Origin of the sequence: Streptomyces sp. NPDC096323, assembly GCF_040302845.1 — a bacterium.
Classification (GTDB): domain Bacteria; phylum Actinomycetota; class Actinomycetes; order Streptomycetales; family Streptomycetaceae; genus Streptomyces.
Window position 1 is genome coordinate 276,226 of the sequence record NZ_JBEOSI010000003.1, and the last position, 15,527, is coordinate 291,752.

Consider the following 15,527-nt stretch of genomic DNA (forward strand, 5'->3'; position numbering starts at 1 on the left):
GCGGTTGTCCGTGGCGGGGCGGTGGCGCAGGCCTTGATCGGGGCCCGGGTTCACTGTGTCCATGGGAGGGGAGCCGGAGGTGTGATCCCCGCCCGCCGCTGCTGTCGCACCCGCCGCGTCATGAACACACCGGGAACGGCGACAGCGAGCAGGACCGGGGTCACGGCGGCAATCCCGAACCACAGGAAGATGGCGCCGTAGCCGTGGGCGCCTTTCGCCGGGTTCGCGTCCGCCTCTGCGAGGAGGACAAGGCTCATCACGAACGCGGCCACCATAAGGACAGCGATGATGACGGCGAGCCAGACGAAAAGCAGGGCCCATCGCCGGTAGGCGGCGCCGACCGCCCGGATCTGCGGTGGCGTGTACATGGGGCGCGGACCGGGCACCTGGGCCCGGTGAGGGCCGGGCTGCTGGTTGGACATGGGCCCAGTTCTACTGCGCGGATCCCGGAAACACCACACCCTGCCGACGCCGGCGGCCTTCCTGGCGGGGCAGGCCGGGTGGGGCGCGGCTGCGGTACGTTCGGCCCATGACGCCCTTCATGGCATCGGGGAAGGACCGGTGAGCGGCTGGTGGCCCTACCTGGAGGAACGGACCCGCCAGGAGGTCGACGCGGACGTGCGCCGCGACCGCTTCCTTGCCGCGCTCTTGGTCGTGAGGGAGGCTCTGCGCCCGCTGGACGTGAGCCTGCACGATGCGGAGAGGGTGGTACACGCCCGCTACGAGGCCCTCGGCGACCGGGTGCAGCGCACTCCGCCCGATCCGCTGGACGTCCCCACGCTCGCGGCCCGTGCTGCCGGCCACCCGGGCCGGGTGGCCGCGGTCGAGGCGCTCTGGGACGGCGACACCGTCCATGACTGGTTCGTGCGCTTGCTTGTGAACCTGGACGACCCGCCGGGAGAGGGCCACTTGGCGACCGTCTACCACCGCCGCGGCGGTCCCCGGCCTGCCACGGCAGCCGCCGACGCTGGACGGGCCCTGGCCCACCGCCTCGGGGTGCCGTTCCACTTCGCCTCCCCGGACGTCCCCGATGACCGGGCTCCGCGGTGGCGCACGGTCCGGCGTTCCGCCGGGAGAGCGTGACCGGGACCAGGACGACTCCGTGGCCGGCATGGAAGTTGAGAGTCAAAACGGTGGCGGCATCGACCTGGACAAATCGCTGGGCTACCTGCTGAAAGAGGCGTCGAGCGCCCTGCGCGCAGCCATGGAGGAGGTACTGCGGCCACTCGGAATGAGCGTGACGCACTACTCCTGCCTCGAACTGCTGGCCCAACGCCCGGGCTTGTCGGACTCCGAACTCGCGCGGGGAGCGTTCGTGACACGGCAGTCGATGAACGTGCTGCTTCAGGCGCTGGAACGAGACGGCTACTGGTCTCGGCGCATCGACGACGAGCATCAGCTGGTCTACCGAGCCCGACGACAAGATGGTGACGACCCTCAAGGTCCGCTACCACTAAGGGCGCTGAAGGCATCCTCGACCGCGTCGAGCTCACGCTCGGTGAGGCCCGGACCGGTGTCGGTTCGGAGCATCCCTTGCAGGGCACGGGCGGCTTGCAGGGTCAGTCGTGGGGGCGACGGCGGGTTCACGCCTGCCGACGTAGTGAGCGGTGCGGCCGCACATGCCAGGAGGTTGTCGCCGTCTGCTGCCTCATCGCGCCGGCCTGCGACCGCCTCGGTACTGTGGCGTCATGACGGACAGGGGAGAGCCGCCGGTCGTTGGGGACCGATGGGCGGATGTTTCGGATCCGGTGCCGGGAGGGCGCGTGGTTTTCCGGGACTTCTGCTCATGCATCGAGCAGTCCGGGCCCCATCCGCTAGCCCGCGTCGGGTTTCACGCGGAGCGGCAGGATCCCACCGCACCGGGCTGGCGGCGTCTTCTGGAGCTGGTTGAGGAAGCTGCCGCCGACGGGCGGGAAGAGTTCAAGCCGCTGATCGAGTTGAGCCCGGAGGAACGCCGGCAGGTCATCACCCTGCCGCCGAGCATTGCCAAACTGACGGCGGTCAAGCACCTCGTGCTCTACGGCAGCAACCTGGTTCGGCTCCCGCCCGAGATCGGGGCAATGGCCGGCCTGGAGGAGTTCACCCCGTACACCTCCTACCGGTTGCACTGGTTCCCCTACGAGATCACCCGTTGCCGACGGCTGGCCCGCAGTACGGTGAGCACGCGAACCCTCTTCGGCAACTTCAAGCTCCGCCCGCCCTTCCCGAAGCTGACCTCGTCCCCGGACTCCCTCACTGGCCCCGATCCGGAACGTCTGGATCCCGGGTGCTGGGGCCCCACAGCCCGCCATGGCTGCAGCGTCTGCGACGGCCCGATTCCACAAGGCAGCCTCCAGCAGGTGTGGATCTCCTTGCGCGTGGCCACAGACGTGCTGCCGCTGCTGGTCAATGCCTGCTCGTCGGAGTGCGTCGCCTCCCTCCCCGGCGGTGCGCGTGACCACATCTCCACAGCCCACAGAGGCGGTCGAGTCGACCAGCCGCCGTCCTCCTGGTGATGGGCAGGACGGCTTCGGAAGGTTCGTCACCGCCCGAAGCGCGGTCCGTCCAGGGACGGTGTGGTGGATGCGGCGTGAGCTGGGGGATGCGTTCGGCCGACGCCCACGGTCCCTTGTCGGCGTGCCGCTTGTACCCGCGTGCCGGGCTCGCCCCGCCCGCCACCGCTCAGGTGGAGGCGGTGCCCGAGGCCATGCCGCCGTACATCCGAGAGGCGATCGTCGTACCGGCTCCGGGTCACGCTTGCCGACAGGGCAGTTGCTCGGTCCGAAGGTGTCGGGCACCGGCTTCAGGGGCGGCGCGGCCTGCGATCGGCGAGGTCCTCGGCCCCGCGTCCGCCGCGATCACCCTGCGGACCCGCGCACACCTGTGGCCGCGAAAAAGAAAACCGCACCCGGTCCGACAAGAGCGCCGTAATCGGCGCCCCGTGGACCGGGTGCGGTCTGGTGTGAGCGGCGCGACCTGCGATACCGCAAGTCAGACGGCCCGACCGGAGATCAAGCCTTCTTGGTCTCCAAGTAATGGGTCGGGTCGGTGGCCTGCAGCGATGTCCGTTGTAGGCTGCTGACCTGGCCTTTTAGTGTTGGCAGACGATGGGCAGCGACGGTCTTGAACAGGTCTTTCGCGGACTGTGTGCGGACTGAGGGGTAGCTATGTCAGGGAACCCGGGGCCTGGGCAGAGCGAGTTGTCTGTCGGGTTCACACATGGCAGCGCTTACCTGCTGCGTGATCCATCGCTTGTGGGCCAAGTGACTTGGGTCCACCTGGAGGTGATCGTCAGCCACGGTGACCCTAACGGTGCCGACGCAAGACCGGGATTCCGCGCTGACAGCAACAGGGCGATTCAGTAAGTAGCCTCGATCGCCACTGGGGAGAGCGCCAGCATGGCAGTTCTCAGAAAGCTGCGTGCATGCGACGCGCATCTCCGGAAACGAACGGGTTATCTCCGCCACAACTTCGGGCAGAGGGTTCTTGAATACCCCGCGCCCCATGGAAAATAGGACCACTTCAGGAGAGACAGCGTCACACAGAGTTTTCGTGAATGCGTCTTCTGACCCTGCCCCGCTGTGGCCCCCGTGGTGTGGGTAGACGAGAACGTGTGCCGAGACGTCCTTATCTCGACTCAGTAGTTGTTCCAATCCCGCAGAGTCGAGATCTCCCGGGAGGAGTAGCGCAGGGTGCCCTTCGAGCGAGACGCGGAGTACAACGGACATTCCGTTGGTCGTGATCTCTGGGCGAACTTTTCCTCGTTTCCCGGGGCCGTGCCCGATGTCGGTCAGCGTTGGATGAAGCACATCGATTAGTACGTTATCGAGCGAGAGATCCGAACTGTCGAGGTCGCAGATGGCAAGTCTCGGCCTCAAACGCCCAGCCTGAGCCAGGGATGTTAGGAGCACCAAGAGCTCATGCCACTTCTGACTATCCTTCTGACTGTCGGAATTCACCCAAACTGTTCCGACTTCAAAATCTTCGTTTGGAAGTAGTCGTAGTGCGCCGGCAATATGGTCACTGTCCGCGTGTGAAAGCACCAGATGCTCGATTCGACGCACACCCGCATCTACGAGTTCTTGATAAAGTAACCTATCGGATTTCGCGTCTACGATGACGCACCTAGACCCATCGCGAAGGACAGTGCAATTTCCGTGCCCTACATCCAAAATCACCGCCTCGGTCGTGCCATTTGCGGTTCGTGGCATCGGATGGAGCGCCGATTGAACCGTCGTCATTCCATTTTCCAATCGAGGGGAATCTCCGGCGCGGGTCTTAGTTCATGAAAGAACAACTCGGACTCTTCTTCAGCGTAAAAGTTGACCTCGCCAAGGAAAATTTGCCCGATGAGTCCCGAGTGCAGATTTCGGTGCGAGGCTGGCAGTCGAGTCGCGGGAATCGTGACTCTGGCATCCTGCTTCCATGCGGTTACCGTCACCTCTACCGTTGGATATCCTGAATCTCGATGAATATCGACAACCCGAATTGGGGTAAGGAATCCACGCCGCTCGAGCGGGCGTGTCCCCTCCGATTCTTCCTTTGCGGCTTGCAGTGCTCCTGGGATCACTTTGATGGAGCCGGGACCCTTTTCTACAACGCGAGGAATTAAGTAGCGCCACTCTCGAATAGTTGTTGCCTCGTCGTCCTCGACGTATGCGCTGTATAGAATTGCTGGTAGTTTCTTTTCGTTAGCCCTATAGACCAGCTCCGCGCCATCGAACCCGACATGCGATTGATGACGCAGGCGGTGATCCGAGATCAAGGCGTTGCAGCCGCGGTCTAAGATCTCTTCCAAGACGCTATCGAGCGTCTGGGTCTCGCGCAGTAGCATGGATTCCACACTAAGGGGAAGGTCCTCCAAGAGATCGCAGGTCCTGGTCAGGGCATCCATACGGTCATCGACGAGGGCAACCTTAATGTTGTCGAGTTGCGGAAAGTTATATGTAGCCGTGCTGGGCATTTGATTAAGTGACCCCTATTTCTACCGTGTAGCCTGCTTTGGAAGCAGAATGTGGAATGTGGCGCCACCCAGCTCCCCGTGGACGTCAGCCGATAGTTCCCCGTCGTCCAGCACGTTCTTTTTCCCGTGAAGGTCGGCGACGATATCCCGGACAATTGTCAGCCCGAGGCCCGTCCCATCAGATCTCTGACCTCCCTCGCCTGGCAGCCACATGCTATCCACGGCTACATCAGTCAACCCCGGACCAGAGTCAGCCACATCAATGAACACGTGGCGAGTATCCGTTCGGGTGCGAATCAGAACCACTTGTTCACCTGACGGCTCCGTTGAGTGTGAAAATGCGTTGGCCGAATTGATTACCAGATTGGTGTAGATCGACTCAATGTCCGCTACGGGCGTGAGGACTTGCGCCGGTTCGTCGCATAGATCAAGCTCCAGCAAGATATTTCTATCGTTAAGGTACCCGCCGAACATCTCCGCGAATTCGCGGCAGGCATCATTCACGTCTACTATCGCAGCCCGGCGCTTACTGCGGCGCAGCATGCGCAGCGGAACCTTCGCAAAGGAGTGGATTGACGCGGCGCAGTCTTTGGCGCGACTAAGGATCTTTTCTACTCGTGCTTTATATGAGACTTCGTCGATGAGATCTCCCACTCGGCTCTCTAGTAGCTCCAAATCCTCTCCGAGCCCCGCAGATGTCGTCAGTGACTCATGGGCAAACACTGCGGTGCTGATGCCGACTGTCGCCAGTGACCTGTACAGGAGGCGGTCACGCTCAAGTGCCTGGATGTACCGCTCCTGGGTGTCGACTAGCTGGGATACTTCTGCCGCTTGAGCCGGATTGAAGCGCCGGATCTCGTTGAGTACTGTGTTGATCGATCGTTTCGCTTTCTCTTTCTCCTTCTTAGCTGCTGCCGCACCACCCACTCTTCCTTCTTCGCGAATTCGAAGCCGCTCGCGGGCAGCCCAGTCAGTCGCGCGTCGAGCGAACTCGCGCAAGTCGATGAAAGACAGATTCTCCTGAAACCCCATACGGTCTGTTTTAGGTGTTAGGGCGTCGCTTGGATCATCTACCGAGACGCGACCCACACTTGTGTTGCTGGACGGACGCAGTTCTGGGCTGCGCGATCGTAGAAGATTCAGCTCAAGCCAATCGAACCCGGGGTCGCCATACGGGTGAACGCGCAATCCACGGTGAAAAAGGTGCACTCCGCCGATCACCTTGAGCCACGGCCTGAGATCGGAATGTTTCTGCGGAGAAGCTCGGCGTGTAAACGATTTAGCATCCAAGAGGAACATCCACAGCTCAAATGTTGCTGCGGGCGCTTTATAGTCAAGTGGCGCTTGGAGTTGGCCTCGCACGCGGCCCTGGGCTACATCAAAATGATCGCCACGCGCGACCTCTTCGTTCTTCCAGTTGAAGAGGGAGGCCCTTGCGTGACCTTCTTCGTCCAGATGGGCTACCAGCCTGTATTCATATTCGTCAAAAAAGCCACGGTTTACGGCTGCTGCGACCTTTTCAAATTGTGGTGCTCTGAGGGTAGCCTGAAATCCAGTTTTTTGATCCTCAAAGAAACCCGTGAGAAGTCGCATGGCCCGTGCGAGCCGTTCCATTTCGTTATCATCAAAGCCTTGTCGGAGGCCGTGAATCGTCAGACTTGTTCCAGGGTCCTTCGTCGTGGACCGTGTCTCAACGTGTAACTGAACATCCTCCACGGTATTGACTGATTCGTAGTCAGCCCAGTCGATGTGGAGCACATGTTCGGTTCCGGGCTCCTTGCGTGGACGAGTGATCAAATCTATCCTGCGCCCTAGGCGCAAGGCCGCGAGCCGGCCGAGTCCTTTCTCGCCTACCTTGCGCCGGCCTTTGCGCGTTAGTGGCGAGCCAGGCTTCGCCGAGCGGCCGATCAGGAGAAAACCATCTCGGATGTCCGCGGCGCTCATGCCGTCACCATCGTCCTCGACAACCAGTGTCCCGCCCGGCTGCGATGCGTTGGTGAGGGTGACGTTGCAGACTGCGGCGTCAGCGTCATAGGCATTACGGACGAGTTCGATCACTCCCAGGTCTGGGTGCGGGATGAGCTCCTCGCCGAGCCGAACCAAGATCTCTGGAGCGAAGCGCAGGTGAGTAGTCAAAAGTCCCCCTCTGGGCCGGGCACCGCCCCGGGGTTCCGAGTGCTGGCCAGCCTGCTGCAGAATGGCGACACGCTGGTCGTCAATGAGAGCTACATATAGGGCAGTTGACACCATTAGGGAAGGGGACTGCGTGCGAACGGCCGAATATGATGTGTACGCCGACCGGTTGAGGATGCTTGCCTCGGACGTTGTGCGTGGCTCGTGGGGGCGCGTTGAGCAGGACGTTCACCATGCGTTGAACGGTCAAGCAGCTCAACAGCTGCGCTCCTTGGTGCCGCTGCAGGTGCGCCGTGACGAGGGGGCCTTCTTCACAGGTGGACCTGTACGAGCCAGGTTCGCTGAGCTGCTCAGCGGCACGGGCGGGTCTGAGACGCTGGATCGTTACTGGGACCCCACATGTGGAGCGGGTGATCTTCTCATCGCCGCTTCCGACCGCCTTCCCGTTGCTGCGACCATCAGCGATACAGTCCGCCTGTGGGGCCGTCAACTCCGTGGGCACGACCTTCATCGGCCGTTCGTGGATGCTGCCCGGTTACGTTTGTTCCTCGCTGCTGCTGCCCGTCATCAGGGTGACCTTCAGCCGCAGACCCTAAACCTTGATGCAGGGCTTCGGGCCTTCCGCGGAGTGGAGGTCGGAGACGGGCTAGCAGAGCTACGTTCCGCTGCCGGATATCGGGGCCATCTGCTGCTCAATCCGCCCTACGGGAATACGCCTGTTGATGCTGATTGCGATTGGTCGAGTGGTGCCGTGTCTCAGGCCGCTGTGTTCGTCTTGGCAGGTGCTCGCGCGCTAAAGGTAGAACAGCAGCTGTTTGCGGTGCTGCCAGATGTATTGCGCAGTGGAAGTCGATATGAGCCGTGGAGATCACGGATAGAGTCGGTACTGAAAGTGCATCGAGCTGAACTGTTTGGTCAGTTTGACTCTCACACTGATATCGATGTCTTCTTCTTGGCTGGGACTCGCAAGAGGAAAAGCCGACCAGGCCCCACAGTTGCGTCCTGGTGGCCGGCGCCCATAGCGGGCGCGAAAATTGAAGAGGCATTCGAAGTGCGTGTTGGTCCGGTGGTGGACAACCGCGACCCGCATGTAGGTCCGAATGTTCCTTTTCTTACTGCCCGAGATCTTCCAGTGTCTGGAGGCAGGGGGCTCCCAGGCCGTACGCGGGAATTTGCGGGACGCCTCGTCACTCCTCCGTTCGTTGCCATCCGGCGAACTTCGCGCCCCGGGGCCCGCGCGGGGGGTGAGGCTAGGGCAGCGGGCGTATTGATTACAGGTGTTGACCCCATTGCCGTGGACAATCACCTCATTACTGCCTCGCCATTGAGTGAAACCGAGGCTGATTGTGAACGACTGCTGGAAGTCCTGGACTCGGCCACCGTCTCGGATTGGCTAGACCAGAGAATTCGCTGCCGGCATCTTACTGTTGGTGTAGTTCGATCCCTACCCTGGGCCATCTGATTGTCTTTCGGTGTCTCCCTGTCCGGCAGGTGTTAGAGAAATGTCTGTTTTTTGATATGCCGAACAGTATGTAATCTTGCGTCGCCCTTGAGGGATGTCGGGATATGCCTGTAATATTCATGGCAAGGGTGACAGCTTGGCTGGGTATGCGAGGCAGTCATGAGGTTAATATTTTCGACGCGGGGGATTACAAACGCCACGCTAAATGAACTGAGGCACTCCTTGGTCTAGTAGCGAGTGCTACCGGAGCTAGGTACGCTGCCACACTCCGCGAGGCGGCCTGGTCTGCGCTGCCTCGGTGAGCTGGAACGCCGATGGCGACTTGAACTTGACGCTGGTCGAGTGTCGACCCACTCCTGGGCGGCAGAGTGGCCCTGCTGAATGTCACTGCCTCTGGGCCATGCATTCCAGTTCTCGGCGTCGTGGGCGACGAGAACTTCGAGAGAGTCACCGGTCTCGTACTCGTTGACGATGGCCCGGATGCGTTGTGCGACAGCAGGGTGGGTATCAGTGACCTGATCGGTGGTGACCGTGGAACTCCTCAGAAGCGATCGATTCGGTGCTGTTGCCAGTGCTGTGCGGCGTCAAGCAAGTTCACTGTCCAGTCGTCTGGGGCTGCGCCCGCGATCTCTTTCCAAAGGTTCGCGCTGGCGTGGGCGAAGGCGTCCACCGCTCGGGGTGGTGTCAATGCCCAGGCAGGAAGAAGCGCGACCGATTCCTCTGCGGCAGAAGGAGTATGGCCAGCCGCGATGAGCCAGATGACCCAGTGGGCGGGATCCAACCAGGCGGCTCCGCGGGTGGCCCAGCCCCAGTCCACGAGGTGAGCGCGGTCGTGGGTGATGAGAACGTTGTGGTTGTTCCAGTCGGTGTGGAGCAGCGCGTTCCCTGCGAAAGCTTCCGCGTCTGCGGGGTCGGCCACATAGCTGGCCAGACGTTGTTCGGCGAGCCGGAGTTCGATGTCAGGGCAGGGAAGAGTGGCGAGCTCTCTGAGGGCCCCGGTCACTTTGGGCAAGTCAGGGGAGCCTGGGGAGTAGTCGGCATGGTGTCCGTCGATGGCCTCAAAGCCGAGGAGATCCCAGCCGCCGGCGATGACGTGGAAGAGCAGGCGCGGGGCGAGCGGGGTCACGTACGGGTTGATGTCTGCCTCGCGTTGCTGCGTCCAGACCCAGCGGTGGTCGGAGCGCAGGCCCTTGAGGAAGACGGCTCCGTCGGCGGTGTGTGCGAGCGCGGAGAGGGAGCTGTTGAGACCGGTGCTGACGTCTTCGACTCTGAGAATCGAGCCGATCTCGGCTTCGATGGCGGTACGAGCGCCAGAGGGGAGACCGGCGAAGGTGATGGAGGGTGCGGGCATGGCCGTCAGGTTTCCAGATCTACGCGCCAACAGGGGCCTCCGGCGCGAGGTGCCGCCGAAAGCCCCTGAAGGGATGGTCAGTTGTACGGGTTGTCGTCCCCGCAGCCGGGCGTGGTGGCCGCAGCGAAGGCGTCCACGTCGTCGATGAGGATGATCTCCGCATCAGGCTCGGACGGCGGGCGGATGGGGGCGATCTCGACTGCTACGGCGGTCATGGTTCAGCTCCTTGTAGTCGCGTGTTGGCAGTACCTGTCCAGTGGTGCCTTCGCCTCCTGATAGACCTTGGCCAGCGGCCGGCAGACCCGGCAGGTGCCGGAGAGCTGGCAGCCGGTGCAGCCACCGGTGCGAAGCATCAGGGAGTCGGCGATGCCGCCGAGGCGGCTCAGGCCCTCGACTCCCGTAGTCATGAGGGGGATCGCGTCGTCGCGGCCGACCTTGCAGATGGAAGCCATGCCGTGCGGGTCGACGTGGAAAAAGGTGTGACCGGCGTTGCAGCCGTTGAAGGGGTCGCGATCTGCGAGGTGGTCCGGGGCCTGGGTGGCGAGAGTTTTCGCGCCGCCGTAGATGGTCGGCGACATGTGGGTGTACTCGCGGTACGGCAGCCCGTAGCGATCGGCGAAGGCGCGCATTAGGTCGGCCTCATGGGCGTTGTGCCGCGTGATGATCAAGGCAAGATCGAGGGGTAGTCCGGCTTCGTGGGCTGCGTCCAGTCCTTTGACGAACATGCGGTACGCGCCCCGGCGCCGGGTCAGCCCGTCGTAGGACTCTGCGGTGACCCCGTACAGGCTGAGTGTGATCCGGTTCGGCCTCAACCGAGTCAGCAGGGTGAGGTTCTTCGGTGCGGCAAGGCGCGAGCCGTTGGTGAGGATCTCGACCATCATGCCCAGCTCGTACGCCAGCCGGTACGTCTCAGGGAACAGCTTGTCGATCATCGGCTCACCGCCTGTGAGCTGGAGCCAGAGCACCCCGGAGTCCCGGATGGCGTGCAGCAGGCGCTCACGCTCAGGCCACTCCAGGCCGGCGAATTGCTTCAGGCCGAGGTAGCAGTGTTCGCAGTCGTAGTTGCAGCCGAGGTTCAGCTCGTACGAGGCGCGTCCGTATGCATACGGAGAGCGGGGACGGACCAGCACAGATTCACTGAGGCGTCGGTCGTTGAGATCGATCTTCCAAGCCTGACGGGCCACGTCGGCCAGCCACGCGGGCACTGCTGAGGTACCCGATGCGGTGTGCAGTTTGTCGTACCGGTGAGCGGGAAGGCGTGCTGCCTTCGGGCTGCCCGGCCGTACGAGGAGGTGGTGGTCGAGGTACGGGGCAGCGATCAGCTCGTGCATACGGACTCCTCGCTCGGGCTGTTGAGGACCAGGCGGGCCCAGACGGTCTTGCCGATCGGGTGGCGGGCGTGGTGGCCGATCTCTTCAGAAAGCGCAGCGACGAGAAGCAGGCCCCGGCCGCCTTCGTCGTCCTCCCCGGCTTGGGTGGGGCGGGGAGGGGTGCGGCTGGCATCGGAGACTTCGATCAGGCAGTGCGAGCCATCAATAGTCAGCCGAACTTCGAAGAGGTGCCCTCGTCTGCCGCCGTGCTCGACGGCATTGGCTGAGAGCTCTCCGCAGACGAGGACCACCCGGTCGATGTCCTCCTGGCCGTATCCCCAGCTCGCGAGCATCTTGGAGACGAGGGCGCGGGCCAGGGGCACGCATCTGCGTACCGGGCTGAACTGCATCTGCCACCGCAACGGGGTGGTCTGTCGGTCGTGCGTTGTCATCGCGTGCATCGCGTCCCCTCGTCGCGGGCGGGCTGTGAGACGCAAGTTCACCGCTGCAGCGATCACAGAATCAGGTCACAGTGATTACCCAACGTGGGTAATCTCATCAGCAACCGGTCCCATGCCGGTCCGGATGGACGGGCGAGTGAGGGGGATGAGTGGCACGCTCGCAGGCCCCCCGGGCCCTTCCGGCCGATCTGCTGGCTAGCGCGGCCTGGCAGGAAGCCTGTCGCGCTAGGGACTTCGCCCGCATCTTCCGGCTGGTCAAAGTCAAGGCCGGGATCTACCCGTCGCGAATCGCCGCGCTGTGCGGCATGACGCCGAGCAGAGTCGGCGAGATCATGGCGGGGCGGCGCGGCTTGGCGCACATCGACGTGATCGAGCGCGTCGCCGACGGCCTGCGCATCCCCGGTGCGATGCTCGGCCTGGCCCACCGACCCTGGGAGATCCCTGCCCCAGCTCGCACCGAGGAGAGGCCGCCCGAGCCCTCTCCTGCTGTACCGGGCGAACCTCAGCGCACCGAACCGGCAGAGGAATTGGACGACCTTCTCGCTCTGGTCGACGGCCGTGCCACCCGTTCCACCCTCACAGCCCTGCGCTCCTCGGTCCAGGACTACTGGCGGCGAGACAACGCACACGGCGGTGCGACCCTGCGGCCGGCCGTCGTGGGACACCTGCGCTATGTCGGCCGCCTCCTCGACTCTGCCGAGGGTGGCTTACGGCACGACCTCCAAGGGGTTGCGGCCGAGCTGGCACGGCTTTCCGGCTGGGCCTACTTCGACGCCCGTCAGTACAGCACCGCTCGCACCTACTTCACCCAGGCGCTCAAGCTCTCCCACACGCAAGGCGACAGCCTCTTCATGGCCAATGTGCTGTCCTGCATGAGCCTTCTGGCCACCTACGACGGCAACCCGAACGATGCCGTGGCCCTTGCCTGCCGTGCCCAGGACGCGGCCCGCGTCGCCGGCGAACAGCCGCTCGTCATGTCGATGCTGTACTTGCGAGAAGCGTTCGCCCATGCCGCCCTTCGAGACGCCCAGGCTTGCCACCAGGCCGTGGATCGCTCCCGTGACCAGTACGAACGCTCACGCGGACACGAATTCGAGGCGCCTGACTGGGTCCAGTACTTCGACGAGACGAAACTCCTCGTCGACACCGGCATCGCCTACGCGCGCCTCGGCGAACCAGCCCGCGCCGAACCCCTCATCACTGAGGGCTTACGTCGAGAAAATGCCGACCAACAGCGAGGCCGGGCCTTCCACGCTTACTGGCTGGCCAGCGCCCAGCTCCAGCTGGGCAAACTCGACGAGGCATGCACCAGCGCCAGCCTCGCCCTCGACCTCGCCGCAGCCATTGACTCGCCACGAGTGAGCAGCCACGTCCAGGAACTTCACCGCCGAATGCTGCCCTACGCACGCGAAGCCCCCGTCCTCGCCTTCGAGCAACGCATGCGTGAAGCCCTCGGCTGACCCCTTACGAGCTGCCGGTCGCCTCGTCCAGCAGCAGATACAGCAAACCGACCAGGCTGCCACTGCTGACGACCTCGCGGCGGTCGATCATGCCCCGGATCTCCGAGATCGGAATCCACTCGATTCGGTCGGACTCGTTCAACTCGGTCGGTGGGCCCGCATACGAGGCTGTCTCGGCACGGAAGACGAAGTGCTCGGAGTCCGTGATGCCGTTCGCCGGTTGCGCGTACACCAGCGGCTTGACGCCCTTCACACGCCAGCCGGTCTCCTCCTCGACCTCGCGGGCAGCAGCCTGCTCCGGGGTTTCGTCGGCCTCGATGAGGCCCATCGGAAGCTCCCAGCCCCAGGTGTCGGTGATGAACCGGTGCCGCCACATCATCAGCACGCGCTTTTGGTCGTCGACCACGGCCGCTACAGCCAGGTGCCGCATCCGGACCACATGGTGTTCCCACCGCCGGCCGTCAGGCTGCTGGACGTCCACAAGCCAGAGGTTCACCCATGGGTTGTTGTAGATCTGCCGCTCGCCATGGACGGTCCACTGCATGAGCTCAACTCCCTTGCTTCAGTGAAGTGTCCAGCATGTCACTTTGACGAGAATCCGTCTGCTGGCTTGGGGCATCGACGAGGTGGACCAGAGGGCAGAGCGGCGAGAGCGCCGCTCTGCCTGACCTCGTCTGCCGGACGTCTCCCAAACGATCTACGAACGACGAAGAGGCCCGACCGCTTAAAGCGGTCGGGCCTCTCTCATTCCTGCTCTGACCTGCAGTCCAGCCCGAGGCTGAACAGCGAGCCGATCAAGCCTTCTTGGTCTCCCAGAAGATGGCGTCGATCTCGGCGATCAGGTCGAGCGCCTTCTGGCCCGTGGCCGGGTCCGTGGAGCCCTTCGCGGCCGACAGCGCCTTGAGGGTGTCGTTGACCAGCTGGTGCAGCTGGGGGTACTTCTCGAAGTGCGGGGGCTTGAAGTAGTCGCTCCACAGCACCGAGACGTGGTGCTTGGCGAGCTCGGCGCGCTGCTCCTTGATGACCACCGCGCGGGCCCGGAAGTGCGGGTCCTCGTTGGCCTGGTACTTCTCCTGGACGGCCTTGACGGACTCCGCCTCGATGCGGGCCTGGGCCGGGTCGTACACGCCGCAGGGGAGGTCGCAGTGGGCGCTGACCTTCACCTTGGGGGCAAACAGGCGGGAAAGCATTGAGCTGTCCTTCCTCGTGATCGTCTTCTCAGGTGGGACATTACTCCGTGAGAAGCGTGTTTTTGCGGGTGCCCCCTAGGGCTTAGGCCAAAAGTCCAGGGTGAGGACGGGACCAGTGGCCGAATGTACGGAACCCTGTGAGGGATGGTGTGAGGACGGACCGGGGAGGTGCCGGAGAGATGCGGGAGGTGCCGGAGGTGCCGGAACGGACCGATGACCAGCCCGGACGGGGGCCGGCGGGGAGAGTTCCGTTCCAGGTGGTGGAGGTGACGGGGCCGTCGATGGTGCCCACGCTCCACCACGGGGACTGGCTGCTCGTGCAGTACGGGGCGCCGGTGCGCCCCGGTGACGTGGTGATTCTGCGGCATCCGTTCCAGCAGGACCTGCTGGTGGTCAAGCGGGCCGTGGAGCGGCGGGACGGCGGCTGGTGGGTGCTGGGTGACAACCGCTTCGCCGGTGGCGACAGTACGGACTACGGGACCGTGCCCGAGGAGCTCGTGCTGGCCAGGGTCCGGGCCCGGTACCGGCCCCTGGCGAAGGATCAGCGCTCGGTGCGCGGTGTGGCGGTCTGGGCGGTCTCCGCGCTGCGGCCGGTCTCGGCGCCGCGGCCCGTCTCCGCGGCCCGTTCCGTCTCCAGGCGCTTCCGGGCCCGGTAGGCCGCCACATTGGCGCGGGTCGCGCAGCGGTCCGAGCAGTAGCGGCGGGAGCGGTTGGTCGAGGTGTCGAGGTAGGCGTTGCGGCACGGCGCCGCCTCGCACAGGCCGAGCCGGTCCACACCGTACGAGGTGAGGTGGAAGGCCAGGCCCATCGCCGCGATCGCGGTGTAGCCCGCGGTGGCGTTGGACGGGTGGTCGGCCAGATGCATGTGCCAGTCCGGCTTGCCGTCCGCGTCCCGGATGTCGTGCCCCGAGATCTGCGGGCTGACCGGGAACTCCAGCAGCAGCGAGTTGAGCAGGTCGACGGCAAGCGTCTCGTCGCCGCCGTCGGCCGCCTCGAAGACCGCGCGCAGCCGGGCCCGTACGGACCGGAAGCGGGTCACGTCCGCGTCGGTCGCCCGCCGGGCGGCCTGTGCGTTGGCGCCGAAGAGCTCGCGCACCGCGTCGACCGAGGTGAGGGCGTCCTTGTTGCGGGCCGGCTCCTCGGTGTTGACCAGGCGCACGGCGTAGTCCGAGTAATAGGCCAGTTCCACTTGTAGTCCTTACGGCGTCGGTCTAAGGT

The 15,527-nt window shown here is 63.9% G+C and carries 15 protein-coding genes and 1 pseudogene; 5 read left to right on the forward strand and 11 right to left on the reverse strand.

The genetic code is table 11. The annotated features are described in order from the left end of the window. Positions 1–50: 50 nt before the first annotated feature. On the reverse strand, positions 51–422 hold the full coding sequence (locus tag ABTX18_RS09110; RefSeq protein WP_352122093.1) for a hypothetical protein: 372 nt from the start codon (positions 420–422) through the stop codon (positions 51–53). Positions 423–561: 139 nt separating this feature from the next. Between ABTX18_RS09110 and ABTX18_RS09115 the strand changes: the two genes are divergently transcribed. The 3 genes and pseudogenes from ABTX18_RS09115 to ABTX18_RS09125 all read left to right on the forward strand — a co-directional run bounded on the left by ABTX18_RS09115 (position 562) and on the right by ABTX18_RS09125 (position 2,495). After that, a complete protein-coding gene (locus ABTX18_RS09115) occupies positions 562–1,083 on the forward strand; it encodes a hypothetical protein (RefSeq protein ID WP_352122094.1) in 522 nt (173 codons plus the stop codon). A 28-nt stretch (positions 1,084–1,111) separates the two neighbouring features. After that, positions 1,112–1,378, forward strand: a pseudogene (locus ABTX18_RS09120) (MarR family winged helix-turn-helix transcriptional regulator); the annotation flags it as partial. Between the two features lie 310 nt (positions 1,379–1,688). After that, complete coding sequence (locus tag ABTX18_RS09125) at positions 1,689–2,495, forward strand: leucine-rich repeat domain-containing protein (protein ID WP_352122095.1); 807 nt, start codon at positions 1,689–1,691, stop codon at positions 2,493–2,495. A gap of 654 nt (positions 2,496–3,149) precedes the next feature. On the opposite strand, the gene ABTX18_RS09130 is transcribed toward ABTX18_RS09125, so the two are convergent. The 7 genes from ABTX18_RS09130 to ABTX18_RS09160 form a co-directional block, all read right to left on the reverse strand. Then, positions 3,150–4,220, reverse strand: coding sequence for a ComEC/Rec2 family competence protein (locus ABTX18_RS09130; RefSeq protein ID WP_352122096.1), 1,071 nt, complete (start codon positions 4,218–4,220; stop codon positions 3,150–3,152). Continuing rightward, positions 4,217–4,942, reverse strand: coding sequence for a response regulator (locus tag ABTX18_RS09135; RefSeq protein WP_352122097.1), 726 nt, complete (start codon positions 4,940–4,942; stop codon positions 4,217–4,219). Before ABTX18_RS09135 ends, ABTX18_RS09130 begins: the two co-directional genes overlap by 4 nt. Positions 4,943–4,963: 21 nt before the next feature. Further along, on the reverse strand, positions 4,964–7,078 hold the full coding sequence (locus tag ABTX18_RS09140; protein ID WP_352122098.1) for a sensor histidine kinase: 2,115 nt from the start codon (positions 7,076–7,078) through the stop codon (positions 4,964–4,966). A 2,000-nt stretch (positions 7,079–9,078) separates the two neighbouring features. Then, positions 9,079–9,888 carry an aminoglycoside phosphotransferase gene (locus ABTX18_RS09145; RefSeq protein ID WP_352122099.1) on the reverse strand — a complete coding sequence of 270 codons (810 nt, stop codon included), beginning with the start codon at positions 9,886–9,888 and terminating at the stop codon, positions 9,079–9,081. 77 nt (positions 9,889–9,965) lie between these two features. Beyond that, positions 9,966–10,103 (reverse strand): hypothetical protein, encoded by a 138-nt coding sequence (locus tag ABTX18_RS09150; protein ID WP_266640844.1) that lies wholly within the window; start codon positions 10,101–10,103, stop codon positions 9,966–9,968. A 3-nt stretch (positions 10,104–10,106) separates the two neighbouring features. Next, positions 10,107–11,219, reverse strand: coding sequence for a radical SAM protein (locus ABTX18_RS09155; RefSeq protein WP_352122100.1), 1,113 nt, complete (start codon positions 11,217–11,219; stop codon positions 10,107–10,109). Then, positions 11,207–11,650: an ATP-binding protein gene (locus ABTX18_RS09160; RefSeq protein WP_352122101.1), complete on the reverse strand. Its 444-nt coding sequence runs from the start codon at positions 11,648–11,650 to the stop codon at positions 11,207–11,209. Before ABTX18_RS09160 ends, ABTX18_RS09155 begins: the two co-directional genes overlap by 13 nt. Positions 11,651–11,808: 158 nt before the next feature. Here ABTX18_RS09160 and ABTX18_RS09165 point away from each other — a divergent pair, with 158 nt between their 5' ends. Beyond that, positions 11,809–13,119 carry an NsdA family TPR-like regulatory protein gene (locus ABTX18_RS09165; protein WP_352122102.1) on the forward strand — a complete coding sequence of 437 codons (1,311 nt, stop codon included), beginning with the start codon at positions 11,809–11,811 and terminating at the stop codon, positions 13,117–13,119. A 4-nt stretch (positions 13,120–13,123) separates the two neighbouring features. Here the strand turns inward: ABTX18_RS09165 and ABTX18_RS09170 are convergent, their stop codons facing one another. Both ABTX18_RS09170 and sodN read right to left on the reverse strand, forming a co-directional pair. Beyond that, positions 13,124–13,663 (reverse strand): NUDIX hydrolase, encoded by a 540-nt coding sequence (locus tag ABTX18_RS09170; RefSeq protein WP_307669806.1) that lies wholly within the window; start codon positions 13,661–13,663, stop codon positions 13,124–13,126. A 250-nt stretch (positions 13,664–13,913) separates the two neighbouring features. Beyond that, positions 13,914–14,309, reverse strand: a complete 396-nt coding sequence (gene sodN / locus ABTX18_RS09175; RefSeq protein ID WP_352122103.1) for a superoxide dismutase, Ni — start codon at positions 14,307–14,309, stop codon at positions 13,914–13,916. 179 nt (positions 14,310–14,488) lie between these two features. On the opposite strand from sodN, the gene sodX reads away from it, so the two are divergent. Beyond that, a complete protein-coding gene (sodX, locus tag ABTX18_RS09180) occupies positions 14,489–14,965 on the forward strand; it encodes a nickel-type superoxide dismutase maturation protease (protein ID WP_352122104.1) in 477 nt (158 codons plus the stop codon). Here the strand turns inward: sodX and ABTX18_RS09185 are convergent. Then, on the reverse strand, positions 14,851–15,498 hold the full coding sequence (locus tag ABTX18_RS09185; RefSeq protein WP_352122105.1) for a CGNR zinc finger domain-containing protein: 648 nt from the start codon (positions 15,496–15,498) through the stop codon (positions 14,851–14,853). The genes sodX and ABTX18_RS09185 overlap by 115 nt on opposite strands. Positions 15,499–15,527 lie beyond the last annotated feature (29 nt).